The sequence below is a fragment of the Enterobacter sp. H2G27 genome, from assembly GCF_054403075.1.
In genome coordinates this window covers 120,863-146,517 of the sequence record NZ_JBSVSI010000001.1, presented here as the reverse complement: position 1 = coordinate 146,517, position 25,655 = coordinate 120,863, and the positions used below count along the sequence as shown (strand labels likewise).

The window sequence follows — 25,655 nt, the reverse complement described above, 5'->3', positions numbered from 1 at the left end:
CCCCGTGCTGCGGGATCCGATGTGAGGTTTGTCTATGAAGATTAAAGCCACGATAGAACGCATTCCTGGCGGTATGATGCTGGTTCCGCTGGTGCTGGGCGCGATCCTGAATACCCTTGCTCCCAATACCGGAGCTTATTTTGGCGGTTTCACTAAAGGCATGATAACGGGCACGGTTCCGATTCTTGCCGTCTGGTTTTTTTGTATCGGCGCGTCCATTAATTTGCGGGCAACGGGTACCGTATTACGGAAATCCGGAACGCTGGTGATAACCAAAATAGCGGTAGCCTGGGCGGCGGCAATGATATGCGCAATGTTCATTCCGGAGAATGGAATTCAGACCGGGTTCTTCGCGGGATTATCGGTCCTGGCAATTGTCTCGGCGATGGACATGACCAACGGCGGATTATACGCCAGCCTGATGAACCAGTACGGAACGAAAGAAGAGTCCGGCGCATTTGTGTTGATGTCACTGGAGTCCGGCCCATTAATGACGATGCTGATCCTGGGGTCTGCTGGCCTGGCCTCGTTTGAACCCCACCACTTTGTCGGCGCGATCCTGCCCTTCCTGGTCGGTTTCGCCCTTGGCAATCTCGATCGCGATCTGCGTGATTTCTTCAGCAAAGCCACGCCGGTGCTGATCCCTTTCTTCGGTTTCGCACTGGGGAACACCATCAACCTGAAGGTCATTCTCGATACAGGCCTGCTGGGCATTGTGCTGGGTGTCGCCGTGATCGTCATCACCGGCATTCCGCTGATTATTGCTGACCGCGTAATCGGAGGAGGAAACGGCACGGCGGGCGTCGCCGCCTCTTCAGCCGCAGGTGCTGCTGTCGCAAACCCGATGATTATTGCTCAGATTAACCCGGCCTTCGAACCGGTCGCTGCTTCAGCGACAGCACTGGTTGCCGCGAGCGTGATTGTCACCGCGATTCTGGTACCCATCATCACGGCGCTGTATGCGAAGCGCTACGGGAATATGCATGAGACCCAGCCTGAACCGAAGCCAATAGAAGCGAATCATTAACACACCGCACCAGATCATCCCCTCTCCCCTCGGGGAGAGGATCGGGGTGATAAGGTATTCATCCAAAAATTTCTTCCACCATCCCGTCCACCAGCCGTTTTGCCGAACAGAGCCGCGGCATGCCCAGCGCGACGGTCTGCCAGTTTTGCGTCACTGACCAGCTCACCGGATGTTGATCCGCCTGACACCAGTCCCCCAGCCAGCCCAGCATATCTTTATGATCGATTAAGCCCGGAGAGGCTGGCGTTGTAAGCCACTGGTGATAGAAATGACGGGTCGTGGGTGACGCATTGATACCCTGCGCCAGATAGTTAGCCGCCATGCTGCGCAGGTTATCCTTAAGCATTGCCGCCACATCTTCATTCGCGAGGCGGCATGCGTCACCAAATGCCCCCCAGCGCAGCTCTTCCAGGACGATAAAACAGCGCCCGGCCAGCGACCAGCCATCATAATGTCCGGCCCGCCAGCGGGTAAAAATCTGCTCGCTGTGCTCGCCCGCCTGCACCGTCAGCCCGCGCTGGGTTAGCGCCTTCTCTTTCCAGGCGGCGCGTTGGGTAAAATGAGAAGAGAGTTCAGCGTACTGCTGCATCAGTCCGGGGGACTGCTGGGCGCGCGGGTGCGTCTGCTGGCGCAAAGCAATCAGCTTCTCTGCCATCAGCGTCAGCGCGAGATGACCCGGGTCAAGCATGCCGGCCAGTTTTTCCGCCAGCCCCAGGCGCAGCGCCGCATTTTCATTGAGCATACCCGCCATCGCCCAGGGGCGTAGCCGGGTATGCGTCATGATTTCCTGAGTCAAACGCTCACGAAACTGAAGCTGTTGAGGTCCCAGGTGAGGATGACGCGCCGCGTCCACTCCCTGAACCAGATCGACCATAAATTTTGGATTAATACACTCCAGCGTTCGCCCTGGGCCATCCAGTAGTGGTGTTGTCATGGTTGCTCTGCCGCGAATAGAGTTTGAATATCATCGCGTAACAATCGGGTATCTTCCTGTATCCACGTCGCAGTAGTAATACTTTGCTTCAACAACTGGCAGAGCGCTCGGGTTGAATGCTCATTCTGTTGACGCACTGCGAGGCTATCACGCAAGCTTTCCTGTAACCCGGTCAGGCACAACGAAAATTCTGCAAAGAACGTTGCCATTCCTGCCGTAACAGAGACATCGACCTGCGCGGATAAAGCTTTACGTATTTGTTCACAAAACAGCTCAATATGTTGCTTAAATCTGTCATGTAGCTGCGCAATATCGATAACATAGCGCGTGCGCGTTTCCACATACTCATCCCAGCCCCAGCCCGGATTATTGAGCCAACGAGAGACTGTTTCACGCATGCTGCTCCCGCCTGATGGGGGGCCTGCCTGGCTGTCGTCCTGCGCAATCGCATCGTTAAACAGCGCTCGCGTATTGAAGTTAAGCTGGCTTGCCTGAAACGCGGGGAAACTGATCCGCGCCCGAAAACCCGCATGGCTCAGATGCTCTTTAATACGCGTTTCGATGGGGCGCATGGCTTCGTTCAGGGAACGCGCCAGCGTAGATTCAAGCTGGTCGAAGCGTAACGCCAGCTCCCGGCAAATCTTCGTCTGTGCATCCAGCATCACCAGCTCGCAGGAGGAGCGGATTTTACTCAGCGCGATCTGCGCCTGCCCTTCATCTTCCAGAACCAGCTGTTTCAGCTCGTGCAGCTCGTCACCGCGAAGGTTCTGCCGATCGATACCTGCCAAATCAAGAATATGCTGAGCGCTGAACACCTCACCAATCGCCTGGTGAAGCGCAGTTTTTTGGGCTCCCATAAAGTCCGTAGTGGCGTTCAGAGCCTCTTCAACCTCATGTTTCACCTCATCGCTCACCACGCTCTGACGCGTCTGCAGAAGCGCCATGTCCTCTTCCAGACGTGCGATGTTCAGTTCCAGCGCCTCAAAAGCCACCGTCAATCCCTGATAGCGGAAGTCGAGGTACTCCCGGGCATTTTGCGCGTAGTTAAGCAGCTTATGCGAGGCCGAACGCAGCGCGTAAAGCGAAGCATTGGCATAGGCGGCGTAAATCAGTTTGCGTATCGGTTGTTCGAATAGCGAATCTTCCCAGAGCAAATCGGCAGAATGACGAATATGGTCGATATCGTCCAGGTCCGCCGTGCGCCAGCGACGTCCAAGCGCAGCTTCAGCAAAATCCTGCACCCAGGGTTGCTCCTGATGATCCGGCAGTTGTCCGTGGGTACTCATCTCGTAGCGAGCGCGGTTCGCCAGGTAGGCCCACATGGACGAAACGGGGTAGATCTGGCCAGGCGAAATATTGCCTTTCATTAAGGTGCCGGAGATCATCGCCCGGATCTGCTCTTCATCGTCGCTATTGCGATCTTTCTGATCGAATTTATTGACCAGCGCATACAGCGGCACGGATTTTCCCGCCGCAGAAATGGCCTGGCGGACTTCTTCATCAGAGATGGATTTAAGCTGGGTATAATCCATCACGGCCAGCACCGCCGACGCCCGGGACAACTGCTCGCTGAGCATTTTTTGCAGGTGCGGCTGTCCGGCCTCATTCGGCCCGGGCGTATCGAGCAGCGTCAGCTGTCCGAGGTGAGCATCCAGACCCGCAAGATGCACGAACTCCACTTCAATTACCGGGATATGTTCGATAGCCGCATACTCAGAGAACGGAAACTCTACACCTAATGCCTGGGAAAGCCTCACCAGGTCGTTGAGACTTTTCAGACAGTGAAATATCGGCTGTGCGCCCAGGTGATGCTTCTCAAACGCTTCCCCTTTTTCAATGCGCTCCAGCAGCGTATTCATGTCTTTATCAATTTCCAGACGCTGAGCCAGCTTCCCGCGGTCGTAATCGCATAGCTTTTTCTGGAGCAGTTGGATCAATTCATCAATGGGCGAGGCATGCGAGAAATGCAGCACCGGCTCCTTCTGACCCGGCGTGTGGCGAATCAGAGTAGGAAGTGCCGTCATCGGACGATTGCGATTCGGCAACACTTCGGTCCCCACAATCGCATTAATGGTGGTTGATTTTCCCGCCTTCATGGTGCCCACAATAGCCAGGACCATTTCCAGCCGGGTTATTTTTCGTAATTCATTATTCAGCATCGCCTGCTGCGCTTCGACGCCGCGCGCGCTAAAATGCAAAGGTAAAACGTTGTTCTTTTCACCCGTAATAGCAGCCGCGGTGCTCTCCAGCATCGCAGTCGGCATTGATTTCAACGTATCAAGATTTTGCAGGGCGAGCTGTAGCAAACGTTCAGCTTCCTGGCTTAATTCAAAAATGGTCTGTGTGTGCATGATAAAAGCCTTTCCTTAACGCAAATTTATTACTTTTATTAAGCCACTGGTATTAATTATGTTGTTCAGGCTTATATGATTACGTGTGGAAAACATGTTCGCCGAAATATAACTGATTGATGATAATCAGAAATAATTCACTATCCTTGCATGGCGTGTATAGCTTCCCTCCTGGCCTGACAGCCAAAAGAAAAAAAGCGTAGCCCATTTTTAAGAAACTTCAGGATATATCATCATTATTTCCCCCCTAAAAAGAGAGGTAATACCCCACTGCCATAAGATATGTAGAGCAGCGAAGTCCAGAGATAAATAACAATGTGTCGCTTCACCTTATCCGAAATGAAGGAACGTAGCAATTTGCCGCAATAAAATATTCGATATATTTAGCGTCATTTCTTCCCACCGTGTTAATGAGGTAAGCATCGCTTAACTGACTGACAGGATGTGTCACTCCCGATACGTTTTTTGCATTTTTTTAATTCACAATGTCACCGACAAACGTGTGGATTTGCGCTATACTTGCCGCCTTTTTCGGCACGCTGCCGTCATTTAGCTGGCACTTTCCAGCGCGTTTACACTTTTTGAGGATACCGATATGTCACTCCCACACTGCCCAAAATGCAATTCTGAATACACCTATGAAGATAATGGCATGTTCATCTGCCCGGAATGCGCTCATGAATGGAATGATGCCGAACCATCAAACGATGCTGATGCACTTGTCGTCAAAGATGCGAACGGCAATCTGCTGGCGGACGGCGACAGCGTCACCGTGATTAAAGATCTGAAAGTGAAAGGCAGCTCTTCCATGCTGAAGATCGGCACCAAAGTGAAGAATATCCGTCTGGTTGAAGGCGATCATAATATCGACTGCAAAATTGACGGCTTCGGTCCGATGAAACTGAAATCAGAGTTTGTGAAAAAGAACTGATTTACCCGCCCGGTGGCGCTTCGCTTACCGGGCTTTCGGGCACTACACTTAACGGGCTTATCTTACGTGAGGTAAAGATTATGCCGTTAAGTCCCTACATCTCTTTTGCCGGCAACTGCGCTGAGGCCACCGCCTTTTACCAGCAAGCCGTCGGCGCAGAACTTCTCTATAAAATCACCTTCGGTGAAATGCCAAAAAGCGATAACAGCGAAGAAGGCTGTCCGTCCGGTATGCAATTTCCGGATTCGGCTATCGCCCACTCCAACGTCCGCATTGCGGGCAGCGATATCATGATGAGCGACGGGATGCCGCCCGGCAGCAACGCGCAGTACGCGGGTTTTACGCTGGTGCTTGACACCCAGGACGTCCATGAAGGCAAACGCTGGTTCGACAACCTCGCCGCGGGCGGGAACATCGACATGGCCTGGCAGGAAACCTTCTGGGCACATGGTTTTGGTAGAGTCACCGATAAGTTCGGCGTGCCGTGGATGATTAACGTCGTTAAGCAACAAACGTCGTAGGCAGGACACGCGCAGCGCAGCCAGCAAAAGCGCGCGGTGGCGCTGCGCTTACCGGGCCTACAGTAACTGTCATCGCTTTCACTTCAACTCTTCAAACTCCCGCAACCTGCACTTAACCCAAATGTCATATTGATGCGCCAGCATGAGGCCACATTTATCGTGAGGCCCAGCACATGCAAACCGTCATCCGCGTCGAGAAACTGAGCAAGACCTTCAATCACAACAAGGCTCTGCATGCCGTTGATCTGACCGTCCGGCAGGGCGACATGGTGGCGCTTCTCGGGCCTTCTGGCTCGGGTAAATCTACCCTTCTGCGCCATTTGAGCGGGCTTATCACCGGCGATAAAACGCCGGAAAGCCACGTCGAGCTGCTGGGTAATACCGTACAGCGCGCCGGGCGTCTGGCGAGCGATATCCGCAAGAGCCGCGCCCAGACGGGCTACATCTTCCAGCAGTTCAACCTGGTAAACCGCCTGACGGTGCTGGAGAACGTGCTGATTGGCGCGCTCGGCAGCACCCCGTTCTGGCGCACCTGTCTGCGCTGGTTCTCCCCTTCCCAGAAGCAGGAAGCCTTACAGGCGCTGACCCGCGTCGGCATGGCGCACTTCGCCCACCAGCGCGTCTCCACCCTGTCCGGCGGGCAACAGCAGCGCGTAGCGATTGCGCGCGCGCTGATGCAGAAAGCGCAAATCATTCTTGCTGACGAACCCATCGCCTCGCTGGACCCGGAGTCCGCACGCATCGTGATGGAGACCCTGCGCGACATTAACCAGAACGACGGCATCACCGTGGTGGTCACGCTGCATCAGGTGGATTACGCCCTGCGCTACTGCGAGCGCATCGTCGCCCTGCGTCAGGGGCACGTGTTCTTTGATGGCGCGAGCCATCAGTTTGATAACGAACGTTTTGACCATCTCTACCGCAGCATTAACCGCGTCGAAGAGAACGCGCAGGCTGCTTAAATAAACCCGATCCGAGGAAAGTACATGAGCTACAAAGCCGTTGCCGCGCTGGCCTTTACCAGCATGTTCAGCCTCAGCACCCTGTTAAGCCCGGCGTATGCGGAAGAGCAGGAAAAAGCGCTGAACTTCGGCATTATTTCGACGGAATCACAGCAAAACCTGAAACCTCAGTGGGAACCGTTCCTGAAAGATATGGAAACCAAACTGGGGATCAAAGTGAACGCCTTCTTCGCCCCGGACTACGCGGGCATCATCCAGGGGATGCGCTTTAATAAAGTGGACATCGCCTGGTACGGCAACCTCTCTGCCATGGAAGCGGTGGACCGCGCGAACGGCCAGGTCTTTGCCCAGACCGTCGCGGCCGATGGCTCCCCTGGCTACTGGAGCGTGTTGATCGTTAACAAAGACAGCCCGATCAACAACCTCAATGACATGCTCGCCAAACGCAAAGAGCTGACCTTCGGCAACGGCGACCCGAACTCTACCTCCGGCTACCTTGTCCCTGGCTACTACGTCTTCGCCAAAAACAACGCCTCCGCCAGCGACTTCAAGCGCACCGTAAACGCCAGCCACGAAACCAACGCTCTGGCGGTGGCCAACAAGCAGGTGGACGTTGCCACCAACAACACCGAGAACCTCGACAAGCTGAAAACTTCCGCGCCGGACAAGCTGAAAGAGATCAAGGTTATCTGGAAATCGCCGCTGATCCCGGGCGACCCGATCGTCTGGCGTAAAAATCTCTCCGAGAGCACCAAGGACAAGGTGTACGACTTCTTCATGACCTATGGCAAAACGCCGGAAGAGAAAGCGGTCCTGGCGCGCCTGGGCTGGGCACCGTTCCGCCCGTCAAGCGACCTGCAGCTGGTTCCGATTCGCCAGCTGGCGCTGTTTAAAGAGATGCAGGGCGTGAAGGACAACAAGGGACTGAAGGACGAGGAGAAGACCAGCAAAGTGGCCGAGATTCAGGCCCAGCTTGAAGACCTCGACCGCCTGACCGCCGCGCTCGGCGCGATGACCAGCGTGAATAAAGCGGTGCAGTAACTTTGTCCCCTCTCCCTTGAGGGAGAGGGAGAACAGATTAAGGAGCCAACATGCAAACCATCACTCTCCCGCCGCCAAAGCGCAGCTGGTTCTCGCTCATAAGCTGGGCCATCCTGCTGGCGGTGCTGGTTATCTCCTGGAAGGGCGCGGAAATGGATCCGCTGCTGCTCTTCAAAGACGCGGGCAACATGGCGACCTTCGCCGCCGACTTCTTCCCGCCGGACTTCAGCCAGTGGCAGGACTACCTCAGCGAAATGGCGGTCACCCTGCAAATCGCCGTCTGGGGCACCGCGCTTGCCGTCATTCTCTCCGTTCCGTTTGGCCTGATGAGCGCCGAAAACATCGTGCCGTGGTGGGTATACCAACCCATGCGCCGCCTGATGGACGCCTGCCGCGCCATCAACGAAATGGTCTTTGCGATGCTGTTCGTGGTCGCCGTCGGCCTGGGTCCGTTCGCGGGCGTCATGGCGCTGTTCATCCACACCACCGGCGTGCTCTCCAAGCTGCTCTCCGAGGCGGTCGAAGCCATTGAACCCGGTCCGGTGGAAGGCATCCGCGCCACGGGTGCCAATAAAATCGAAGAGATCCTCTACGGCGTTCTGCCTCAGGTGATGCCGCTGCTGATCTCCTACTCCCTGTACCGCTTTGAGTCCAACGTCCGCTCCGCCACCGTGGTCGGCATGGTCGGCGCAGGCGGGATTGGCGTCACCCTGTGGGAAGCGATTCGCGGTTTCCAGTTCCAGCAAACCTGCGCCCTGATGGCGCTCATCATCGTCACCGTCAGCCTGCTGGATTTCCTCTCTCAACGTTTGCGTAAGCACTTCATCTGAGAAGCGAGGCTTTGTTTTCTATGCACTTATCCAGATATCCGACCAGTTACCCCACCCGATGGCAAGAGATTGCGGCAAAGCTCGAAGTGGAGCTGCGCACGCACTACCGCTGCGGAGACTACCTCCCTGCCGAGCAGCAGCTTGCCGACCGCTATGAAGTCAATCGCCATACCCTCCGCCGCGCCATTGACCAGCTGGTCGAGCGCGGCTGGGTGCAGCGCCGTCAGGGCGTGGGCGTGCTGGTGCTGATGCGCCCGTTCGACTACCCGCTGAACGCCCAGGCGCGCTTTAGCCAGAACCTGCTGGATCAGGGCAGCCACCCGACCAGCGAAAAGCTGCTCTCGGTGCTGCGTCCGGCCTCCAGCCACGTGGCGGACGCGCTGGGCATTCAGGAGGGCGACAACGTCATCCACCTGCGCACGCTGCGCCGCGTCAACGGCGTGGCGGTGTGCCAGATCGACCACTACTTCGCGGACCTCACCCTCTGGCCGGTGCTGCAGAATTTCTCCAGCGGATCGCTGCATGATTTTCTCCAGAATGCGACAGGCATTGCGCTGAAACGCACCCAGACGCGCATCAGCGCCCGCCGCGCGCAGGCGAAAGAGAGCAAAGTACTCGAAATTCCCAATATGGCCCCGCTGCTCTGCGTGCGCACCCTCAACCACCGTGACGGCGAGATCGACGCGACGGAATACTCCGTCAGCCTGACCCGCGCCGACATGATCGAATTCACCATGGAGCACTGAATGCACTTCGACACCGCCACCCGACAGCGCTGGATGCGCGTGCTGGCCCACAGCCAGCCTGCTGCGCTGGCTGCCCGCATGAACGCGCTCAGCCTGACGCCAGACTACGACACTCTTCGCGCACCGGAGATCGGCCTCGTTCAGATCCAGGCGCGCATGGGCGGCACCGGAGAACGCTTTTTCGCCGGAGATGCCACCCTCACCCGCGCAGCGATCCGCCTGCACAGCGGCACGCTGGGCTACGGCTACGTGCTCGGGCGTGATAAAGCGCACGCCGAGCGCTGCGCGGTCATCGACGCGCTTTTACAGGAACAACCGCATTTCCAGACGCTGATGGAAACCCTTATTTCCCCGCTGGAGGCCGACCGCGCCGCACGTCTTGCCTCGCGTCAGGCCGAAGTGAATACCAGCCGGGTCGACTTCTTTACGCTCGTTCGCGGAGACAACGCATGACGCTTCAACCCGCTTTTACCCTGGCCGTCCAGGATGCCCAACACAGTTTTCGTCGCCTGCTGAAAGCCATGAGCGAGCCGGGCGTGATTGTCTCGCTGCACCAGCTCTCTCAGGGCTGGCTGCCGCTGAACCTGGCGACCACCAGCGTGCTGCTGACCCTGGCCGACAACGATACACCGGTATGGCTTTCGGGCGCGCTGTCGAACGATATCGCCAGCCAGAACCTGCGTTTTCACACCGGCGCCCCGCTGGTTGAACAGCCGCAGCAGGCAATCTTTGCCGTGGCCGACGAACAAATCAGCCATGAACAGCTGAATGCCCTGAGCGAAGGCTCCGCCGTCGCCCCGGAAACCAGCGCCACGCTGATTTTGCAGGTCACCAGCCTGAGCGGCGGCCGCATGCTGCGCCTGACGGGGGCAGGCATCGCCGATGAGCGCATGGTTGCGCCGCAGCTGCCGGAGTGCATCATTCACGAGCTGACCGAGCGCCCGCACCCGTTCCCGCTGGGCATTGACCTGATCCTGACCTGCGGCGAGCGCCTGCTGGCCATCCCGCGGACCACCCACGTGGAGGTGTGCTGATGTACGTTGCCGTCAAAGGGGGCGAGAAGGCTATCGCCGCCGCCCATGCGCTGCAGACGCACAGACGACGGGGCGATGAACAGCTCCCTGAGCTGAGCGTGGCCCAAATCGAGCAGCAGCTAAACCTCGCCGTCGACCGGGTGATGACCGAAGGCGGCATCGCCGACCGCGAGCTGGCGGCGCTGGCCCTGAAGCAGGCCAGCGGCGATAACGTGGAAGCGATCTTCCTGCTGCGCGCTTACCGCACTACGCTTGCCAAACTGGCGGTAAGCGAGCCGGTGAACACGGCGGAGATGCGCCTGGAACGCCGCATTTCTGCCGTTTATAAAGACATCCCCGGCGGCCAGCTGCTTGGCCCCACGTACGACTACACCCACCGCCTGCTGGATTTTACCCTGCTGGCGAACGGCGAGATGCCACCGCTCAGCACCTCTGACGCAGAACAGGAACCGTCTCCGCACGTTTTCAGCCTGCTGGCGAAACAGGGCCTGGCGAAGGCGGAAGCGGATTCCGGCGCGCAGCCGGATGACATCACCCGCACGCCGCCGGTTTACCCGTGCTCGCGCTCGTCCCGCCTGCAGCAGCTGATGCGCGGCGACGAGGGCTATCTGCTGGCGCTAGCCTACTCTACCCAGCGCGGCTACGGGCGCAACCACCCGTTTGCCGCCGAAATTCGCAGCGGCTATATCGACGTCGAAATCGTGCCGGAAGAGCTGGGTTTTGCGGTGAACGTCGGCGAACTGCTGATGACCGAGTGTGAAATGGTCAACGGTTTCGTCGCCCCGGAAGACGAAGACCCGCACTTTACCCGCGGCTACGGGCTGGTATTCGGCCTCGGCGAGCGCAAGGCCATGGCCATGGCGCTGGTCGACCGCGCCCTGCAGGCACCGGACTACGGCGAGCACGTTGCAGGCCCGGCGCAGGACGAAGAGTTCGTGCTGGCTCACGCGGACAACGTTGAGGCCGCCGGTTTTGTCTCACACCTCAAGCTGCCGCACTACGTCGATTTCCAGGCCGAACTGGAACTGCTGAAACGCCTGCAACGGGAGCGCAAACATGGCTAACTTAAGCGGCTACAACTTTGCCTATCTGGATGAGCAAACCAAACGCATGATCCGCCGAGCGATACTTAAAGCGGTGGCGATTCCGGGCTATCAGGTGCCGTTCGGCGGCCGCGAAATGCCGATGCCCTACGGCTGGGGCACGGGCGGCATCCAGATTACCGCCAGCGTGATCGGCGAGGCGGACGTGCTGAAGGTCATCGACCAGGGCGCCGACGACACCACCAACGCCGTGTCGATCCGCAGCTTCTTTCAGCGGGTAACGGGCGTCGCGACCACCGAAAAAACCGAAGACGCGACGCTGATCCAGACCCGCCACCGCATTCCGGAAACCCCGCTGACTGAAGATCAGATTCTGATTTTCCAGGTGCCGATTCCGGAGCCGCTGCGCTTTATCGAGCCGCGCGAAACGGAAACCCGCACCATGCACGCGCTGGAAGAGTACGGTGTCATGCAGGTGAAGCTGTATGAGGATATCGCCCGCTTCGGCCATATCGCCACCACCTATGCGTACCCGGTGAAGGTCAACGGGCGCTACGTCATGGACCCGTCGCCAATCCCAAAATTCGATAACCCGAAGATGGACATGATGCCGGCCCTGCAGCTTTTCGGCGCCGGGCGCGAAAAACGCATCTACGCCGTTCCGCCTTACACCCGCGTGGAAAGCCTGGATTTCGACGATCACCCGTTTACGGTGCAGGAGTGGGACGAGCCGTGCGCCATCTGCGGATCCAAACACAGCTATCTGGATGAAGTGGTGCTGGATGATACGGGCAAACGGATGTTTGTCTGCTCCGACACCGATTTTTGCCGCCAACAGAGCGAGGCGAACGGCCAATGAAACCGCTGCTTTCGGTTAATAACCTGACCCACCTGTATGCGCCGGGCAAAGGCTTTAGCGACGTGTCGTTCGAGCTGTGGCCGGGTGAGGTGCTGGGGATCGTCGGCGAGTCCGGCTCCGGCAAAACCACCCTGCTGAAGTCCATCTCCGCGCGCCTTACGCCGCAACACGGCGAGATACTCTACCAGGGACACTCCCTCTTCGGCATGAGCGAGGCCGAGCGCCGCCGCCTGCTGCGCACCGAGTGGGGCGTGGTGCATCAGCACCCGATGGACGGCCTGCGCCGTCAGGTCTCTGCGGGGGGCAATATTGGCGAACGCCTGATGGCCACCGGCGCGCGCCACTACGGCAATATCCGCGCCACCGCCCAGCACTGGCTTGAAGAGGTGGAAATCCCCGCCTCGCGCATCGACGACCTGCCGACGACCTTCTCCGGCGGGATGCAGCAGCGCCTGCAGATCGCCCGCAACCTGGTCACCCATCCGAAGCTGGTGTTTATGGATGAACCCACGGGCGGGCTGGACGTCTCGGTGCAGGCGCGACTGCTCGACCTGCTGCGCGGCCTGGTGGTGGAACTGAACCTTGCGGTGGTGATTGTCACCCACGATCTGGGCGTGGCGCGCCTGCTGGCGGACCGTCTGCTGGTGATGAAGCAGGGTCAGGTGGTGGAAAGTGGATTAACTGACCGCGTGCTCGACGATCCCCACCATCCCTATACCCAGCTGCTGGTGTCGTCCGTGTTGCAGAACTAAGAGGCCAACATGATCCACGTACAAAACGTAAGTAAGACCTTTGTGCTCCACCAGCAAAACGGCGTACGCCTGCCGGTGCTGCAAAATGCCTCACTGGAGGTGAATCGCGGCGAATGCGTGGTGCTGCACGGCCACTCCGGCAGCGGAAAATCCACCCTGCTGCGCTCCCTGTACGCCAACTATCTGCCCGACGAAGGCCATATTCATATTCGCCACGGCGATGAATGGGTCGACCTGGTACAGGCCCCCGCGCGTAAGGTGCTGGAGGTGCGCCGCACGACGATCGGCTGGGTGAGCCAGTTTCTGCGGGTGATCCCGCGGATATCCGCCCTGGACGTGGTCATGCAGCCGCTGCTGGATCTTGGCGTGCCGCGCGAAACCTGTGCCGCCAAAGCCGCCAGCCTGCTGACGCGCCTCAACGTGCCGGAGCGCCTGTGGCACCTTGCCCCGTCGACCTTTTCCGGCGGCGAGCAGCAGCGCGTCAACATCGCCCGCGGCTTTATTGTCGACTACCCGATTTTACTTCTGGATGAACCCACCGCCTCGCTCGACGCTAAAAACAGCGCGGCCGTGGTGGAACTGATCGAGCAGGCCAAAGCGCGCGGGGCGGCGATCGTCGGGATCTTCCACGATGAGAGCGTTCGCACCCGCGTCGCGGACAGACTGCACCCGATGGGGACAAACGTATGATTATCAATAACGTCAAGCTGGTGCTGGATAATGAGGTGGTTGACGGCTCGATTGAGATCCAGGACGGAACAATCCGCGCGTTTGCTGAAACCCAGAGCCGCTCGCCCGAGGCGATGGACGGTGAAGGCGGCTGGCTGCTGCCGGGGCTGATTGAACTGCATACCGATAATCTGGACAAGTTCTTCACGCCACGGCCGAAGGTGGACTGGCCCGCGCATTCTGCGATGAGCAGCCACGACGCGCTGATGGTCGCCAGCGGCATCACCACCGTACTGGACGCGGTGGCCATTGGTGACGTGCGCGACGGCGGCGACCGTCTGGAGAATCTGGAGAAGATGATCAACGCCGTAGAGGAGACGCAAAAACGCGGCCTCAACCGCGCCGAGCACCGCCTGCACCTGCGCTGCGAGCTGCCGCACCACACCACCCTGCCGCTGTTTGAAAAGCTGGTCGGCCGCGAGCCGGTGTCGCTGGTCTCCCTGATGGACCACTCGCCGGGGCAGCGTCAGTTCGCCAACATTGAAAAGTATCGCGAATACTATCAGGGCAAATATTCTCTCAGCGATGCGGAGATGGCGCGTTACGAAGAAGAGCAGCTGGCGCTTGCGGCACGGTGGTCGCAGCCTAACCGTCTCAGGATTGCGGCGATGTGCCGGGACCGTAATATCGCGCTGGCCAGCCATGACGATGCCACACACGGTCACGTGCTCGAATCCCACCAGCTTGGCAGCGTGATCGCCGAATTTCCCACCACGTTCGAGGCGGCTGAAGCCTCCCGCAAGCACGGCATGAACGTGCTGATGGGCGCACCGAACATCGTGCGCGGCGGTTCACACTCCGGCAACGTCGCGGCAAGCAAGCTCGCGTCCCTTGGCCTGCTGGATATCCTCTCGTCCGACTACTACCCCGCCAGCCTGCTCGACGCGGCGTTCCGGGTGGCCGACGACGAGGGCAACCGCTTTACGCTGCCGCAGGCGATTCGCCTGGTGACGAAAAACCCGGCCTCGGCGCTTAATCTGCAGGATCGCGGCGAGATAGCCGAAGGCAAGCGGGCGGATCTGGTCCTGGCCCACCGCAAGGGCGAGCACGTTCATATCGACCACGTCTGGCGTCAGGGAAAGAGGGTGTTCTGATGGGAAGACTTATCTGGCTAATGGGGCCGTCCGGCTCCGGTAAGGACAGCCTGCTGTCCGCCTTACGGCAGCAGGAGCATCCGCAGCTGCTGGTGGCGCACCGGTACATTACCCGCGCGGCCAATGCGGGGAGTGAAAACCATATCGCCCTGAGCGAGCAGGAGTTTTTCACCCGCGCCGGGCAAAATCTGCTGGCGCTGAGCTGGCACGCCAATGGCTATTACTACGGAATCGGCATCGAGACCGATCTGTGGCTGCATGCGGGGTTCGACGTGCTGGTCAACGGCTCGCGGGCGCATCTTTCGCAAGCGCGCGCCCGCTATGGGGCAGCCCTGCTGCCGGTCTGCCTGCAGGTTTCACCGGAGGTCCTGCGCAGCCGGTTGCAGATACGGGGTCGTGAATCCGCCCGCGAGATCGACCAGCGGCTGGAGCGTGCGGCGCGCTACACCCCGTCCGACTGCCATATCCTTAATAACGACGGAAGTTTGCTACAGTCAGTCGAGACCTTTTTATCGCTTATCCGTCAGAAGGAGAAACAGCATGCCTGACTGCAGGCTTCGTCCCGCCACCGCCGACGATACGCAAATCGTCTATGCGTTAATCTGCGAATTGAAACAGGCGGAATTCGATCGCCAGGCGTTTCACGCGGGCTATCTTGCCAATCTGCAGGATCACAATATGCGCTACCAGCTTGCCGAGCTGGACGGGCAGGTCATCGGCATGATCGGCCTGCACCTGCAGTTTCACCTCCATCACGCGCGCTGGATCGGCGAGATCCAGGAGCTGGTGGTGATGCCGCAGGCGCGCGGGCTAAAAGTGGGCAGCCATCTGCTCGCCTGGGCAGAGGACGTCGCGAGACAGGCCGGCGCTGAGCTGACCGAGCTCTCCACCAGCGTGAAGCGCACCGATGCCCATCGTTTTTACGTCCGTGAAGGATATACACAGAGCCATTTTCGATTCACTAAACCGCTGTAGAGGTGTGTTATGAGTCTGACGATCGCGTTAACAGGAACCGGAAGCGCCCAGCTCGTACCGGTCTTTGGCTGCGACTGCGCGGCGTGCCGCCGGGCGCGCCTGCAGGAGACCTATCGCCGTCGCCCCTGTAGCGCGGTGGTCAAATTCAACGATGCGGTGACCCTGCTGGACGCGGGTATTCCGCACCTGATGGACGACTGGGCTGCAGGCAGCTTTCAGCAGTTTTTGCTGACCCATTACCATATGGATCACGTTCAGGGGCTCTTCCCCCTGCGCTGGGGCGTGGGCGCGACGATCCCCGTCTACGGTCCGCCGGATGAAGCGGGATGCGACGACCTGTTTAAACATCCGGGGATTCTGGATTTCAGCCATACGGTCGAACCCTTTGTCATGTTTGAGCTTCAGGGAATGCGGGTAACGCCGCTGCCGCTCAACCATTCGAAACTGACCTTCGGGTATTTGCTGGAGTCAGCCCACAGCCGCGTTGCCTGGCTGTCCGACACCGCCGGGCTGCCGGAAAAAACGGTGAAGTTCCTGCTTAACAATCAGCCGCAGGCGATGATTATCGACTGCAGCCACGAACCGCGCGACGAGACGCCGCGAAACCATTGCGACTTAAATACCGTGATGGCGCTAAACGAGGTGATTGGCTGCCCGCAGGTGATCCTGACGCACATCAGCCATCAGTTTGACGTGTGGATGATGGATAACCCGCTGCCCGACGGCATTGAAGCGGGGTATGACGGGATGGTGCTGGTCCTGGACTAGGTTTTCTCCCTCTCCCGTGGGAGAGGGTTGGGGTGAGGGCAACAGGCCGCACTTAGCCTCGATCGTAATCGTCTTCCAACCTGCGCTCGTCCTCTTCCAGACGACGTCTGTCGTCATCCAGCTGTCGCTGGCGCTCGTCTAAACGGCGGCGCCTGTCTTCGAGCTGCCGACGACGATCGTCGTACTGTCGACTGTCGATTTGACGGCTGCGGTCATAACGATCGTCGTCGTCATTGCTTCGGCTGCTGCTGGGGTTGTAGGCATCGTTGATCGCCTGCTGAATGTTGCCAATAGCATCATCAACAATGTCGGCATGAGCCAGTTGGCTGGTGAGAGACAGCAGACCAAATAACAGAGCAGTTGAGTAACGTTTCATAAGGCCAGACTCGCAGGTGAACTGGCCTTACGATAATCAACGGCAGGAAACGGGGGTAGCGGAGGAATCTCAAATTACCATTACCTTGCGCAGCGCCTGAGCCAGCTGCACCCGCGTAAACGGCTTGCGCAGTAACGGAACGTCCGGCAGCTGAGGATTATGCGTGGGCCGTAAATCCTGGCCGCTGATCAGCAGCACCGGAAGCTGCGGATAATGATTACGCACATGGCTAATCACCTCGGCTCCGCTCAGGCTTCCCGGCAACATCAGGTCGCTGATAAACATGCCAATATCCGGCGACGCCGCCAGCATGTTCAGCGCCTGCTCGCCGTTTTCCGCTTCGAGCGTCAGATAGCCAAGCTGGTGCAGCTGTTCGCACAGGGTCTGACGGACATCCGCCTCATCTTCCAGCACCAGCACCAGCCGCTCGCTATCGACGGAGGCGGTGGCAGATAATGCTTCATCAACTGCAGCAGCGGGCAGCGTCGAGCGCGGAAGGTGTAGCCGCACGGTCGTTCCCTGCCCCGGCGCGCTCTCGATCTCCACGCGACCGCCGGACTGGCGGACAAAGCCGTAGACCATCGACAGGCCCAATCCGCTTCCGCTCCCGGTCTGCTTGGTGGTGAAGAACGGCTCAAAGACCCGGGATTTGACCTCCTGCGACATGCCGCTGCCGCGGTCAATGACTTCCAGCGCCACCATGTCCTGCCTGCGTCCGTCGCTGCGGGTAACGCGCTGATTCCAGGTGCGAATTTTAATCACTCCGCTTTGCCCTTCCATCGCATCGCGCGCGTTCATCACCAGGTTGATGATGGCGTTTTCCAGCTGGCTGACGTCTATCCAGGCGGGCCATGCAGGGGATTGCGCTTCAATCTCCAGGGTCAGGGTAGCAGGCAGGGAGTGGCGCAGCAGTTCCCGGAGGTTCTCCAGCAGCGGCAGCATCTCTACAGCATGCGGGGTCAGGGATTGCTTGCGGGAAAACGCCAGCAGTCGCTGGGTCAGCAAGGCGCCACGCTCGGCCGCCTTTAGCGCCCGGGTAATGCGCGGCGCGTCTTTTGATTCAGGGGCGGTGAGCTCAAGACTGCCGATGATCACCGCCAGCAGGTTATTAAAATCATGCGCCAGCCCGCCCGTCAGCTGTCCGACGGCCTTCATCTTCTGGCTGTGCAGGAGCGCCTCTTCAAGCCCCTGACGCTCAATGCGGTCGATCTCCATCTGCGTTGTTTTTTCTTTCAGCAGACGCGTGGTGTGTTCAAGCGAGGCGGTGTTGCGGGCAAAAACGTTGAACGCGCGCGCCAGCTCGCCCAGCTCATCGCGCCGCTGCAGGGCGGGAACGGAGACATCCTGTTCGCCGTGAGCAAGACGCGACATCGCCCGGGAAATGGCCGTCAGGTTTGAGGCCAGATGGCGGTAGATATACCAGCAGGCACACCCGGTGATGATCAACGCCAGCACGGCGAAGATGCTGATAAATACGCTGATGGATTGTAGCTCGTGATGACTCTGGGCGGTGCGAAGCCGGGAGGCCTGCGCCACCTGCTCGACGTACTGATTAATGTCGCTGTTGAGGATCGCCACCAGCGCCTTGATGTGGAACATGTACCAGCTTATCGCCAGGTCGCTCTCTTCCAGCCGCTTCGACAGCGGGGCGAGCTGACCTAGCTCGGCATTAAAATCAGGCAGAACTTCCTTCACAACCGGCTGTACGGCACTCCGGGGCAGCGTTGCGGCCACCGCGTCCAGCTGCTGAACGGTCGCGCGCGGCGAAGGGGTATCAATGGCGGCGGCGATCAGCCGGTCCATCTCCATCAGCTGCTGCGCATTCGGTACGTTGCTGTCATAACGGCGGTTGATGTCCTGCAGATGGCGCAGGTAGCTCTGGCTTTGATACAGCGAGCTCAGCAGCGCGTTACGCTCCAGATGGCGTCGCTGTCCTCGCTCCAGCATCTCCGTCACGCTCTGCTGTAATTCATTACTTCTTTGAATAATACGCGCCACCAGGGCCGGCTCCTGCTGTGCCAGCGGTGCCTCCGCAAGCTGCTCCAGGGAGCGGCGCAGCGCCATTTGCGTCTGCTTCAGGCGCTCGGCTTCGCCTTTGTACTCGAGTGCCCCCACCACCTGCGAGAGCCGCACCGCCGCCGTCGCCACGTTGGCGGTATCGCGGGCCAGGTTCATGCTGCCGGTCATATCGTCCAGCGTTTGCTGCTGCACCTGCTCCTGGATTTGACTGGCGTGACGGAAGCCGAGCACCGCCACGCCGCTCACCATCAGCGTCACGGCGACCACCAGCAGATTGAAAATCAGCAGGCGACCGCGGGCGCTGGCGAAGAACGGGGGGCGGCGTGATGGCATGGATTGAGGCTCCTTTGCGGTTTGCTGCCCTCACCCTGCCCCTCTCCCACAGGGAGAGGGAAAAGGAAAATGTGATGGCGATTAGCTATTCATAACTATGACAAATATGAACAGCTTCTGACATTTTGCATTTACGCACCTGTGATGAAGTACAGAAATCGGCATTCACAGGAGATCCGCCATGAGCAGAACCCCGGTATTAGAGATGCGCAGCATTGCCAAAACGTTTGGCAGTTTCCACGCGCTCAAGGGCGTGGATTTGACGGTGTTTCCCGGTGAGATCCATGCGCTGATGGGCGAAAACGGCGCGGGAAAAAGCACGCTGATGAAAATCCTCGCGGGGGCCTATACCGCGACCGGCGGCGAGATCCTGATCGACGGCAAGCCGTTTCACATTAAAGGGCCGAAAGATGCGCTGGCCGCAGGCATCACTCTGATTTATCAGGAGATGCAGCTCGCGCCCAATCTGACCGTAGCCGAAAATATCTTCCTCGGCAGCGAGCTGTCGCGCGGCGGGATGGTGCAGCGCAAGGAGATGGCCGCCCAGGCGCAGGCGGTGATTGACCGCCTCGGCGCGCAGTTCAGCGCCACCGATCGGGTGATGAAGCTCACCATCGCCGAACAGCAGCAGGTAGAAATTGCCCGCGCGCTGCACCGCAACAGCCGTATTCTGGTGATGGATGAACCCACCGCCGCCCTCTCCTCCCGCGAAACGCATCGCCTGTTTGAACTGATTTTGCGCCTGCGCGATGAAGGGATGGCGATCATCTATATCAGCCACCGCATGGCGGAGGTCTATGAACTCTCTGACCGCGTCAGCGTTCTACGCGACGGGCAGTACGTCGGCAGCCTGACGCGCGACAAGCTGAACGCGTCGGAACTGGTGAAGATGATGGTGGGCCGCCCGCTAAGCGACCTGTTCAACAAGGAGCGTGATATCCCCCTCGGCAGCCCGCGTCTCAACGTCCACCACCTCACCGACGGTAAAAAAGTACAGCCGTGCAGCCTGCAGGTGCGTTCCGGCGAAATCGTCGGGCTGGCGGGCCTGGTGGGGGCCGGACGTTCCGAGCTGGCGCAGCTCATCTTCGGCGTGCGTAAAGCCACCGGCGGCATGATTGAGGTCGACGGCGAGCCGGTGGTGATCCACTCCCCGCGCGCGGCCATCGAAAACGGCATCGGTTTTCTCACCGAGAACCGCAAGGAGCAGGGGCTGTTTCTGGAGCTGGCGGCGCAGGAGAACATCACCATGGCGACGCTTGAGCGCGACGCCACCTTCGGCATGTTAAACCGCAAAAAAGCCCAGTCGATTTCCGATGACGCCATCGCCCTGCTTAACATCCGCGTGCCCCATGCTCAGGTGCGCGCGGGCGGGCTTTCCGGCGGAAATCAGCAGAAGCTGCTCATCTCCCGCTGGGTGGCGATTGGCCCACGCATTCTGATTCTGGACGAACCCACGCGCGGCGTGGACGTCGGGGCGAAAAGCGAGATCTACCGCATCATGAACCAAATGGCCCGCAAAGGGGTGGCGATTTTGATGATCTCCAGCGAGCTGCCGGAAGTGGTGGGGATGAGCGACCGGGTGTACGTGATGCGCGAAGGCAGCATCGCGGGCGAGCTTCACGGGCGCGACATCTCTCAGGAAAACATCATGACGCTGGCAACCGGCGTAAACGACACTCATCATCAGGCGGTGTAACCATGACACATTCAACCAGTCCGCAGCAGGTGGCGAAATCCGCTTCCGCAAAAAAAATGCTGATGAGCGATCTGATGCAAACGGTCGGTATCCTGCCGATTCTGATCCTGATTGTGGCAGTTTTTGGCTTTATTGCGCCCAACTTCTTCACCGAGAGCAACCTGCTCAATATCACCCGTCAGGCGTCGATCAACATCGTGCTCGCGGCGGGAATGACCTTCATTATCCTGACCGGCGGGATTGACCTCTCGGTGGGGTCGATTCTCGGCACCACGGCGGTGGCGGCGATGGTGGTGTCGCTCATTCCCGAATTCGCCGGGCTATCCATTCCGGCCGCGCTAATGCTCGGCATGGTGCTGGGCCTGTTCAACGGGGCGCTGGTGGCCTTTGCCGGGCTGCCGCCCTTTATCGTCACGCTCGGCACCTACACGGCGCTGCGCGGCGCGGCCTATCTGCTGGCCGACGGTACGACGGTCATTAACTCCAACATCAACTTCGAGTGGATCGGCAATAACTACCTCGGCCCGATCCCCTGGCTGGTTGTCATTGCCCTTGCGGTAATTGCGGTGTGCTGGTTCATCCTGCGCCGCACCACGCTCGGCGTTCACATCTACGCCGTGGGCGGCAACATGCAGGCGGCGCGCTTAACGGGGATTAAGGTCTGGCTGGTGCTGCTGTTTGTCTACGGCATGAGCGGCCTGCTCTCCGGCCTCGGCGGCGTCATGAGCGCCTCACGCCTCTACAGCGCTAACGGTAACCTCGGCACGGGTTACGAGCTGGATGCAATTGCAGCGGTGATCCTCGGCGGCACCAGCTTCGTCGGCGGGATCGGCACGATCACCGGCACGCTGGTCGGTGCATTGATCATCGCCACCCTCAACAACGGCATGACGCTGATGGGCGTCTCCTATTTCTGGCAGCTGGTGATCAAAGGGGCGGTGATCATCATTGCGGTGCTGATCGACAAATACCGTACCCGACACCATCAAAGTGCATAACAACAATACCCTACGAGTGAGGAAGACAAGATGCGTTTGAAACCCTTAGTAACCGCGCTCTGTGCTGGCGCGCTGCTTGCCGCAACGCCGTTTGCGCAGGCAAAAGATCTGAAGTCCATTGGCGTGACGGTGGGTGACCTGGCCAACCCGTTCTTCGTGCAGATCACCAAAGGTGCCGAGCTGGAAGCGCGCAAGCTGGCGGGGGATAACGTCAAGGTGACGCTGGTCTCCAGCGGTTACGATCTGGGCCAGCAGGTGGCGCAGATCGACAACTTCATCGCCGCGAAGGTGGACATGATCATCCTCAATGCCGCGGACTCCAAAGGGATCGGCCCGGCGGTGAAGCGCGCGAAGGACGCCGGGATCGTGGTCGTGGCGGTTGACGTCGCGGCGGAAGGGGCTGATGCCACCATCACCTCCGATAACACCCAGGCGGGTGAGATGGCCTGTAAGTACATTACTGACCGCCTGAAAGGGAAAGGCAACGTGGTGATCATCAACGGACCGCCGGTCTCAGCGGTGCAAAACCGCGTGGAAGGGTGCCAGACGGAGTTCAAAAAACATCCGGATATCAAGGTGCTCTCGGATAACCAGAACGCCAAAGGCAGTCGTGAAGGCGGCCTGGAAGTCATGACCTCCCTGCTGGCGGCCAATCCGAAGATCGACGGCGTGTTTGCGATTAACGATCCGACCGCGATCGGCGCCGATCTGGCCGCGAAGCAGGCGCAGCGCAATGAGTTCTTTATTGTCGGCGTGGATGGCAGCCCGGACGGTGAGGAAGCGCTGAAGCGCGAAAACTCCCTGTTTGTCGCGACCCCGGCGCAAGATCCGCAGGTTATGGCGGCAAAAGCGGTGGAGATCGGCTATGACATTCTTCAGGGCAAACCTGCGCCGAAAGAGCCTGTGCTGATCCCGGTGACGATGATCGATAAAAAGAACGTCGGCACGTATAAGGGGTGGACGGTTAAATGATCCTTTTCCCTCTCCCACAGGGAGAGGGAACTGTTTTCAAGGAGTCCCCATGAAACGCTCCGACATCAATGAAATTCTCGGCCACACGCGGCAGTTTTTCTCCATGCACGACGTGCATCTCCCACCTTTTGCCAGCTTTCCGCCAACAAAATGGCAGCAGCTTGACCAGGCCGCATGGCAGGAAGTGTTCGACCTCAGGCTCGGCTGGGACGTGACGGCGTTCGGCGGCAACAGCTTTGCCGCAGAGGGCCTGACGCTGTTTACCCTGCGCAACGGCTCGCCCAACGGCGTACCTTATGAAAAATGCTATGCCGAAAAAATCATGCACGTGCGCGACGGCCAGGTGACGCCGATGCATTTTCACTGGCGTAAGCGAGAAGACATTATCAACCGGGGCGGCGGGAACCTGATTATTGAGTTATGGAATGCCGGGGCGCATGAAGAGACGGAAAACACCGACGTGACGGTCACCGTCGACGGCTGCCGTCAGACCCACGCTCCCGGCAGCCAGCTGCGCCTGCTGCCCGGGGAAAGCATCTGCCTGACGCCCGGCCTTTACCACAGTTTCTGGGGCGAACGCGGCTTCGGTGACGTGCTGGTCGGGGAAGTGTCCTCGGTCAATGACGATGAACACGACAACCACTTTTTGCAGCCCGTTGCCCGCTATAACAACATCGAAGAAGACGAACCGGCGCTGCTGGTGCTGTGCAACGAGTACAACCTGTTTCGGATATAAGGGGTAAATAATGCCATTAATTTCTCTTGCCGACGGTCTTGCGCACGCCAGACAGCACCGCTACGCGCTGGGCGCGTTTAACGTGCTCGACTCCCACTTCCTGCGCGCGCTGTTCGCCGCCGCAAAGCAGGAACGCTCGCCGTTTATCATCAACATCGCCGAAGTGCATTTTAAGTACGTGTCGCTGGATTCTCTTGTCGAAGCGGTTAAGTTCGAAGCCGCCCGTCACGATATTCCCGTGGTGCTCAACCTCGACCACGGCCTGCATTTTGACGCCGTCGTGCGCGCCCTGCGCTTAGGGTTCAGCTCGGTGATGTTCGACGGCTCTACGCTGAGCTACGAGGAAAACATCCGCCAGACGCGGGAAGTGGTGAAAATGTGCCACGCGGTCGGCGTGTCGGTGGAGGCGGAGCTGGGCGCGGTCGGTGGCGATGAAGGCGGCGCGCTTTACGGACATGCGGATGAAGCCTTCTTCACCGATCCGCAGCTGGCGCGCGAATTTGTTGATTCAACCGGCATCGATGCGCTGGCCGTCGCCATCGGCAACGCGCACGGCAAGTATAAAGGCGAGCCGAAGCTCGATTTCCCGCGCCTGGACGCCATTCGCCAGCAGACGGGGCTGCCGCTGGTTTTACACGGCGGCTCCGGGATTAGCGATGCTGACTTCCGCCGCGCCATTGAGCTGGGCATTCATAAAATCAATTTCTATACCGGGATGTCGCAGGCCGCGCTCGCCGCCGTGGAGCAGCGCATGGCTAACCGCCAGCCGCTGTACGACGAGTTTGCCGAGCTGCTGCTGGGGATAGAAGAGGCGATTACGGATACGGTCGCCGAACAGATGCGCATCTTCGGCAGCGCGGGGCAGGCATAATGGAACGTAAAGGCATCATCGCCGCAGGCAATATGCTGGTGGACCACGTCCACCAGATCGTGCAGTGGCCGGAGCGCGGCTGGCTGGCGGAAATCACCCACAGCGAACGCTCAACCGGCGGCGCGCCGCTCAACGTCCTGCTGACGCTGGCGAAAATGCACGTTGGCCTGCCGCTGCAGGCGGTGGGGCTGATTGGCGAAGATGGCGACGGGGACTACATTCTGGCAATGCTCGACCAGTACCACGTCAACCGCCAGCGCGTTCAGCGCACCACATTTGCGCCAACCTCCATGTCGCAGGTGATGACCGATCCCAGCGGACAGCGCACCTTTTTCCACTCGCCGGGGGCCAACCGCCTGCTGGATCTACCCGCCTTCGATCGCTTAGACGGATCGATGAAGATCTTCCATCTCGGCTATCTCCTGCTGCTCGACAGCCTGGATATGCCCGATGACGAATTTGGCACCCGCAGCGCGCGGCTGCTGGCGCAGATGCGTGACCAGGGGTATGAAACGTCGCTCGATCTGGTTTCCCGCAAGGGCGACCCGCGCTATCAGCCGCTGGTGCTCCCTGCCCTGCGACATCTCGACTATCTGGTAATTAACGAGCTGGAGGCCGGTGAGTTTAGCGGCCTGACAATGCGTGACGAAAACGACGCCCCGCACGTTGCCCATATCGCCGACGCCGCGGCGCAGCTGCTGGCGGCCGGGGTACGCCAGCGGGTGGTGATCCACTGTCCGGAAGGAGCATGGGGAGAAGCACATGGTGAAGAGGGTCGCTGGATCCCGTCATGGATGCTGGAGCAGGAAGAGATTATCGGCAGCGTCGGCGCGGGCGATGCCTTTTGCGCAGGCTTTTTATACGGCTGCCATGAATCGCTGCCGCTAACAGAGAGTATTTATCTGGCACACGCCTGCGCGCGAGCAAGCCTGCTGGCCGCCAATGCGATTGATGGCGCAAAAACGCTGGCCGAGCTGCAGGCGTTTATTCGCGAGAGTGTTTAATTTAACAATAATTGCGATTTTTCATTACAGATCTATGAATTTTACATCTCCGA

Annotated in this window: 27 protein-coding genes; 23 read left to right on the top strand and 4 right to left on the bottom strand. The window is 59.3% G+C overall.

Features of this window, described 5'->3' with window-relative positions:
- The first annotated feature begins 34 nt into the window (after nucleotides 1-34).
- A complete protein-coding gene (gene kdgT / locus ACW9E7_RS00690; RefSeq protein WP_115876883.1) occupies nucleotides 35-1,027 on the top strand; it encodes a 2-keto-3-deoxygluconate transporter in 993 nt (330 codons plus the stop codon).
- A 58-nt stretch (nucleotides 1,028-1,085) separates the two neighbouring features.
- On the opposite strand, the gene ACW9E7_RS00685 is transcribed toward kdgT, so the two are convergent.
- Together ACW9E7_RS00685 and crfC are read right to left on the bottom strand one after the other, a co-directional pair.
- The gene (locus ACW9E7_RS00685; RefSeq protein WP_111964169.1) at nucleotides 1,086-1,961 is read right to left on the bottom strand and encodes a diguanylate cyclase regulator RdcB family protein; all 876 of its coding nucleotides are present in this window, start codon (nucleotides 1,959-1,961) and stop codon (nucleotides 1,086-1,088) included.
- Nucleotides 1,958-4,312 (bottom strand): clamp-binding protein CrfC, encoded by a 2,355-nt coding sequence (gene crfC, locus ACW9E7_RS00680; protein WP_302237831.1) that lies wholly within the window; start codon nucleotides 4,310-4,312, stop codon nucleotides 1,958-1,960. The genes ACW9E7_RS00685 and crfC overlap by 4 nt, the downstream gene beginning before the upstream one ends.
- Nucleotides 4,313-4,907: 595 nt before the next feature.
- On the opposite strand from crfC, the gene ACW9E7_RS00675 reads away from it, so the two are divergent.
- The 16 genes from ACW9E7_RS00675 to phnP all read left to right on the top strand — a co-directional run bounded on the left by ACW9E7_RS00675 (nucleotide 4,908) and on the right by phnP (nucleotide 16,597).
- Entirely contained in the window at nucleotides 4,908-5,243 is a 336-nt protein-coding gene (locus ACW9E7_RS00675) for a zinc ribbon domain-containing protein YjdM (protein ID WP_111964171.1), read from the top strand.
- A gap of 80 nt (nucleotides 5,244-5,323) precedes the next feature.
- Nucleotides 5,324-5,764, top strand: coding sequence for a VOC family metalloprotein YjdN (gene yjdN, locus ACW9E7_RS00670; RefSeq protein ID WP_458727087.1), 441 nt, complete (start codon nucleotides 5,324-5,326; stop codon nucleotides 5,762-5,764).
- Between the two features lie 173 nt (nucleotides 5,765-5,937).
- Entirely contained in the window at nucleotides 5,938-6,726 is a 789-nt protein-coding gene (gene phnC / locus ACW9E7_RS00665) for a phosphonate ABC transporter ATP-binding protein (protein WP_136196026.1), read from the top strand.
- Between the two features lie 24 nt (nucleotides 6,727-6,750).
- On the top strand, nucleotides 6,751-7,767 hold the full coding sequence (gene phnD, locus ACW9E7_RS00660) for a phosphonate ABC transporter substrate-binding protein (protein ID WP_325814457.1): 1,017 nt from the start codon (nucleotides 6,751-6,753) through the stop codon (nucleotides 7,765-7,767).
- A 50-nt stretch (nucleotides 7,768-7,817) separates the two neighbouring features.
- Nucleotides 7,818-8,597 (top strand): phosphonate ABC transporter, permease protein PhnE, encoded by a 780-nt coding sequence (gene phnE, locus ACW9E7_RS00655; protein WP_274241803.1) that lies wholly within the window; start codon nucleotides 7,818-7,820, stop codon nucleotides 8,595-8,597.
- A 20-nt stretch (nucleotides 8,598-8,617) separates the two neighbouring features.
- Nucleotides 8,618-9,343 (top strand): phosphonate metabolism transcriptional regulator PhnF, encoded by a 726-nt coding sequence (gene phnF / locus ACW9E7_RS00650; protein ID WP_458727086.1) that lies wholly within the window; start codon nucleotides 8,618-8,620, stop codon nucleotides 9,341-9,343.
- Nucleotides 9,344-9,796, top strand: coding sequence for a phosphonate C-P lyase system protein PhnG (phnG, locus tag ACW9E7_RS00645; protein WP_458727085.1), 453 nt, complete (start codon nucleotides 9,344-9,346; stop codon nucleotides 9,794-9,796).
- The gene (phnH, locus tag ACW9E7_RS00640; RefSeq protein ID WP_127729318.1) at nucleotides 9,793-10,377 is read left to right on the top strand and encodes a phosphonate C-P lyase system protein PhnH; all 585 of its coding nucleotides are present in this window, start codon (nucleotides 9,793-9,795) and stop codon (nucleotides 10,375-10,377) included. Before phnG ends, phnH begins: the two co-directional genes overlap by 4 nt.
- Nucleotides 10,377-11,441, top strand: a complete 1,065-nt coding sequence (locus tag ACW9E7_RS00635; RefSeq protein ID WP_458727084.1) for a carbon-phosphorus lyase complex subunit PhnI — start codon at nucleotides 10,377-10,379, stop codon at nucleotides 11,439-11,441. The genes phnH and ACW9E7_RS00635 overlap by 1 nt, the downstream gene beginning before the upstream one ends.
- Nucleotides 11,434-12,279 carry an alpha-D-ribose 1-methylphosphonate 5-phosphate C-P-lyase PhnJ gene (locus tag ACW9E7_RS00630; RefSeq protein ID WP_133293606.1) on the top strand — a complete coding sequence of 282 codons (846 nt, stop codon included), beginning with the start codon at nucleotides 11,434-11,436 and terminating at the stop codon, nucleotides 12,277-12,279. Before ACW9E7_RS00635 ends, ACW9E7_RS00630 begins: the two co-directional genes overlap by 8 nt.
- Nucleotides 12,276-13,031 (top strand): phosphonate C-P lyase system protein PhnK, encoded by a 756-nt coding sequence (phnK, locus tag ACW9E7_RS00625; RefSeq protein ID WP_133293605.1) that lies wholly within the window; start codon nucleotides 12,276-12,278, stop codon nucleotides 13,029-13,031. Before ACW9E7_RS00630 ends, phnK begins: the two co-directional genes overlap by 4 nt.
- 9 nt (nucleotides 13,032-13,040) lie before the next feature.
- Nucleotides 13,041-13,721 (top strand): phosphonate C-P lyase system protein PhnL, encoded by a 681-nt coding sequence (gene phnL, locus ACW9E7_RS00620; RefSeq protein WP_458727083.1) that lies wholly within the window; start codon nucleotides 13,041-13,043, stop codon nucleotides 13,719-13,721.
- Complete coding sequence (gene phnM, locus ACW9E7_RS00615) at nucleotides 13,718-14,854, top strand: alpha-D-ribose 1-methylphosphonate 5-triphosphate diphosphatase (protein ID WP_458727082.1); 1,137 nt, start codon at nucleotides 13,718-13,720, stop codon at nucleotides 14,852-14,854. Before phnL ends, phnM begins: the two co-directional genes overlap by 4 nt.
- Nucleotides 14,851-15,402 (top strand): ribose 1,5-bisphosphokinase, encoded by a 552-nt coding sequence (gene phnN / locus ACW9E7_RS00610; protein WP_115876894.1) that lies wholly within the window; start codon nucleotides 14,851-14,853, stop codon nucleotides 15,400-15,402. Before phnM ends, phnN begins: the two co-directional genes overlap by 4 nt.
- A complete protein-coding gene (gene phnO, locus ACW9E7_RS00605; protein WP_111964182.1) occupies nucleotides 15,395-15,829 on the top strand; it encodes an aminoalkylphosphonate N-acetyltransferase in 435 nt (144 codons plus the stop codon). Before phnN ends, phnO begins: the two co-directional genes overlap by 8 nt.
- A 9-nt stretch (nucleotides 15,830-15,838) precedes the next feature.
- Nucleotides 15,839-16,597: a phosphonate metabolism protein PhnP gene (phnP, locus tag ACW9E7_RS00600; protein ID WP_458727081.1), complete on the top strand. Its 759-nt coding sequence runs from the start codon at nucleotides 15,839-15,841 to the stop codon at nucleotides 16,595-16,597.
- Nucleotides 16,598-16,649: 52 nt separating this feature from the next.
- Here the strand turns inward: phnP and yjdP are convergent, their stop codons facing one another.
- Both yjdP and ACW9E7_RS00590 read right to left on the bottom strand, forming a co-directional pair.
- The gene (gene yjdP / locus ACW9E7_RS00595; protein WP_033144428.1) at nucleotides 16,650-16,973 is read right to left on the bottom strand and encodes a DDRRRQL repeat protein YjdP; all 324 of its coding nucleotides are present in this window, start codon (nucleotides 16,971-16,973) and stop codon (nucleotides 16,650-16,652) included.
- A 69-nt stretch (nucleotides 16,974-17,042) separates the two neighbouring features.
- Nucleotides 17,043-19,325 (bottom strand): ATP-binding protein, encoded by a 2,283-nt coding sequence (locus ACW9E7_RS00590; protein WP_458727080.1) that lies wholly within the window; start codon nucleotides 19,323-19,325, stop codon nucleotides 17,043-17,045.
- A 181-nt stretch (nucleotides 19,326-19,506) separates the two neighbouring features.
- Between ACW9E7_RS00590 and ACW9E7_RS00585 the strand changes: the two genes are divergently transcribed.
- Genes ACW9E7_RS00585 through ACW9E7_RS00560 form a run of 6 tightly spaced genes read left to right on the top strand, consistent with a single transcriptional unit; the run spans nucleotide 19,507 to nucleotide 25,602 of the window.
- Complete coding sequence (locus ACW9E7_RS00585; protein ID WP_458727079.1) at nucleotides 19,507-21,021, top strand: sugar ABC transporter ATP-binding protein; 1,515 nt, start codon at nucleotides 19,507-19,509, stop codon at nucleotides 21,019-21,021.
- A gap of 2 nt (nucleotides 21,022-21,023) precedes the next feature.
- Nucleotides 21,024-22,019 (top strand): ABC transporter permease subunit, encoded by a 996-nt coding sequence (locus ACW9E7_RS00580; protein WP_133293600.1) that lies wholly within the window; start codon nucleotides 21,024-21,026, stop codon nucleotides 22,017-22,019.
- A 30-nt stretch (nucleotides 22,020-22,049) separates the two neighbouring features.
- Nucleotides 22,050-22,991, top strand: a complete 942-nt coding sequence (locus ACW9E7_RS00575) for an ABC transporter substrate-binding protein (RefSeq protein ID WP_126817613.1) — start codon at nucleotides 22,050-22,052, stop codon at nucleotides 22,989-22,991.
- Between the two features lie 49 nt (nucleotides 22,992-23,040).
- Nucleotides 23,041-23,727 (top strand): D-lyxose/D-mannose isomerase, encoded by a 687-nt coding sequence (locus ACW9E7_RS00570; RefSeq protein ID WP_458727078.1) that lies wholly within the window; start codon nucleotides 23,041-23,043, stop codon nucleotides 23,725-23,727.
- A gap of 10 nt (nucleotides 23,728-23,737) precedes the next feature.
- Nucleotides 23,738-24,598: a ketose 1,6-bisphosphate aldolase gene (locus ACW9E7_RS00565; RefSeq protein WP_111964189.1), complete on the top strand. Its 861-nt coding sequence runs from the start codon at nucleotides 23,738-23,740 to the stop codon at nucleotides 24,596-24,598.
- Nucleotides 24,598-25,602: a carbohydrate kinase family protein gene (locus ACW9E7_RS00560; RefSeq protein ID WP_111964190.1), complete on the top strand. Its 1,005-nt coding sequence runs from the start codon at nucleotides 24,598-24,600 to the stop codon at nucleotides 25,600-25,602. Before ACW9E7_RS00565 ends, ACW9E7_RS00560 begins: the two co-directional genes overlap by 1 nt.
- Nucleotides 25,603-25,655 lie beyond the last annotated feature (53 nt).

Excerpts from the sequence above, each read along its gene's own strand:
- yjdP (WP_033144428.1), bottom strand. The coding sequence starts at position 16,973 with ATGAAACGTTACTCAACTGCTCTGTTATTTGGTCTGCTGTCTCTCACC.
- ACW9E7_RS00565 (WP_111964189.1), top strand. The coding sequence starts at position 23,738 with ATGCCATTAATTTCTCTTGCCGACGGTCTTGCGCACGCCAGACAGCAC.
- ACW9E7_RS00630 (WP_133293606.1), top strand. The coding sequence starts at position 11,434 with ATGGCTAACTTAAGCGGCTACAACTTTGCCTATCTGGATGAGCAAACC.
- ACW9E7_RS00685 (WP_111964169.1), bottom strand. The coding sequence starts at position 1,961 with ATGACAACACCACTACTGGATGGCCCAGGGCGAACGCTGGAGTGTATT.
- phnF (WP_458727086.1), top strand. The coding sequence starts at position 8,618 with ATGCACTTATCCAGATATCCGACCAGTTACCCCACCCGATGGCAAGAG.
- phnE (WP_274241803.1), top strand. The coding sequence starts at position 7,818 with ATGCAAACCATCACTCTCCCGCCGCCAAAGCGCAGCTGGTTCTCGCTC.
- ACW9E7_RS00635 (WP_458727084.1), top strand. The coding sequence starts at position 10,377 with ATGTACGTTGCCGTCAAAGGGGGCGAGAAGGCTATCGCCGCCGCCCAT.
- phnP (WP_458727081.1), top strand. The coding sequence starts at position 15,839 with ATGAGTCTGACGATCGCGTTAACAGGAACCGGAAGCGCCCAGCTCGTA.
- phnL (WP_458727083.1), top strand. The coding sequence starts at position 13,041 with ATGATCCACGTACAAAACGTAAGTAAGACCTTTGTGCTCCACCAGCAA.
- phnO (WP_111964182.1), top strand. The coding sequence starts at position 15,395 with ATGCCTGACTGCAGGCTTCGTCCCGCCACCGCCGACGATACGCAAATC.
- phnM (WP_458727082.1), top strand. The coding sequence starts at position 13,718 with ATGATTATCAATAACGTCAAGCTGGTGCTGGATAATGAGGTGGTTGAC.
- ACW9E7_RS00570 (WP_458727078.1), top strand. The coding sequence starts at position 23,041 with ATGAAACGCTCCGACATCAATGAAATTCTCGGCCACACGCGGCAGTTT.
- ACW9E7_RS00675 (WP_111964171.1), top strand. The coding sequence starts at position 4,908 with ATGTCACTCCCACACTGCCCAAAATGCAATTCTGAATACACCTATGAA.
- ACW9E7_RS00585 (WP_458727079.1), top strand. The coding sequence starts at position 19,507 with ATGAGCAGAACCCCGGTATTAGAGATGCGCAGCATTGCCAAAACGTTT.
- phnC (WP_136196026.1), top strand. The coding sequence starts at position 5,938 with ATGCAAACCGTCATCCGCGTCGAGAAACTGAGCAAGACCTTCAATCAC.
- phnK (WP_133293605.1), top strand. The coding sequence starts at position 12,276 with ATGAAACCGCTGCTTTCGGTTAATAACCTGACCCACCTGTATGCGCCG.
- phnH (WP_127729318.1), top strand. The coding sequence starts at position 9,793 with ATGACGCTTCAACCCGCTTTTACCCTGGCCGTCCAGGATGCCCAACAC.
- ACW9E7_RS00590 (WP_458727080.1), bottom strand. The coding sequence starts at position 19,325 with ATGCCATCACGCCGCCCCCCGTTCTTCGCCAGCGCCCGCGGTCGCCTG.
- phnD (WP_325814457.1), top strand. The coding sequence starts at position 6,751 with ATGAGCTACAAAGCCGTTGCCGCGCTGGCCTTTACCAGCATGTTCAGC.
- phnG (WP_458727085.1), top strand. The coding sequence starts at position 9,344 with ATGCACTTCGACACCGCCACCCGACAGCGCTGGATGCGCGTGCTGGCC.
- ACW9E7_RS00580 (WP_133293600.1), top strand. The coding sequence starts at position 21,024 with ATGACACATTCAACCAGTCCGCAGCAGGTGGCGAAATCCGCTTCCGCA.
- yjdN (WP_458727087.1), top strand. The coding sequence starts at position 5,324 with ATGCCGTTAAGTCCCTACATCTCTTTTGCCGGCAACTGCGCTGAGGCC.
- ACW9E7_RS00575 (WP_126817613.1), top strand. The coding sequence starts at position 22,050 with ATGCGTTTGAAACCCTTAGTAACCGCGCTCTGTGCTGGCGCGCTGCTT.
- ACW9E7_RS00560 (WP_111964190.1), top strand. The coding sequence starts at position 24,598 with ATGGAACGTAAAGGCATCATCGCCGCAGGCAATATGCTGGTGGACCAC.
- kdgT (WP_115876883.1), top strand. The coding sequence starts at position 35 with ATGAAGATTAAAGCCACGATAGAACGCATTCCTGGCGGTATGATGCTG.
- crfC (WP_302237831.1), bottom strand. The coding sequence starts at position 4,312 with ATGCACACACAGACCATTTTTGAATTAAGCCAGGAAGCTGAACGTTTG.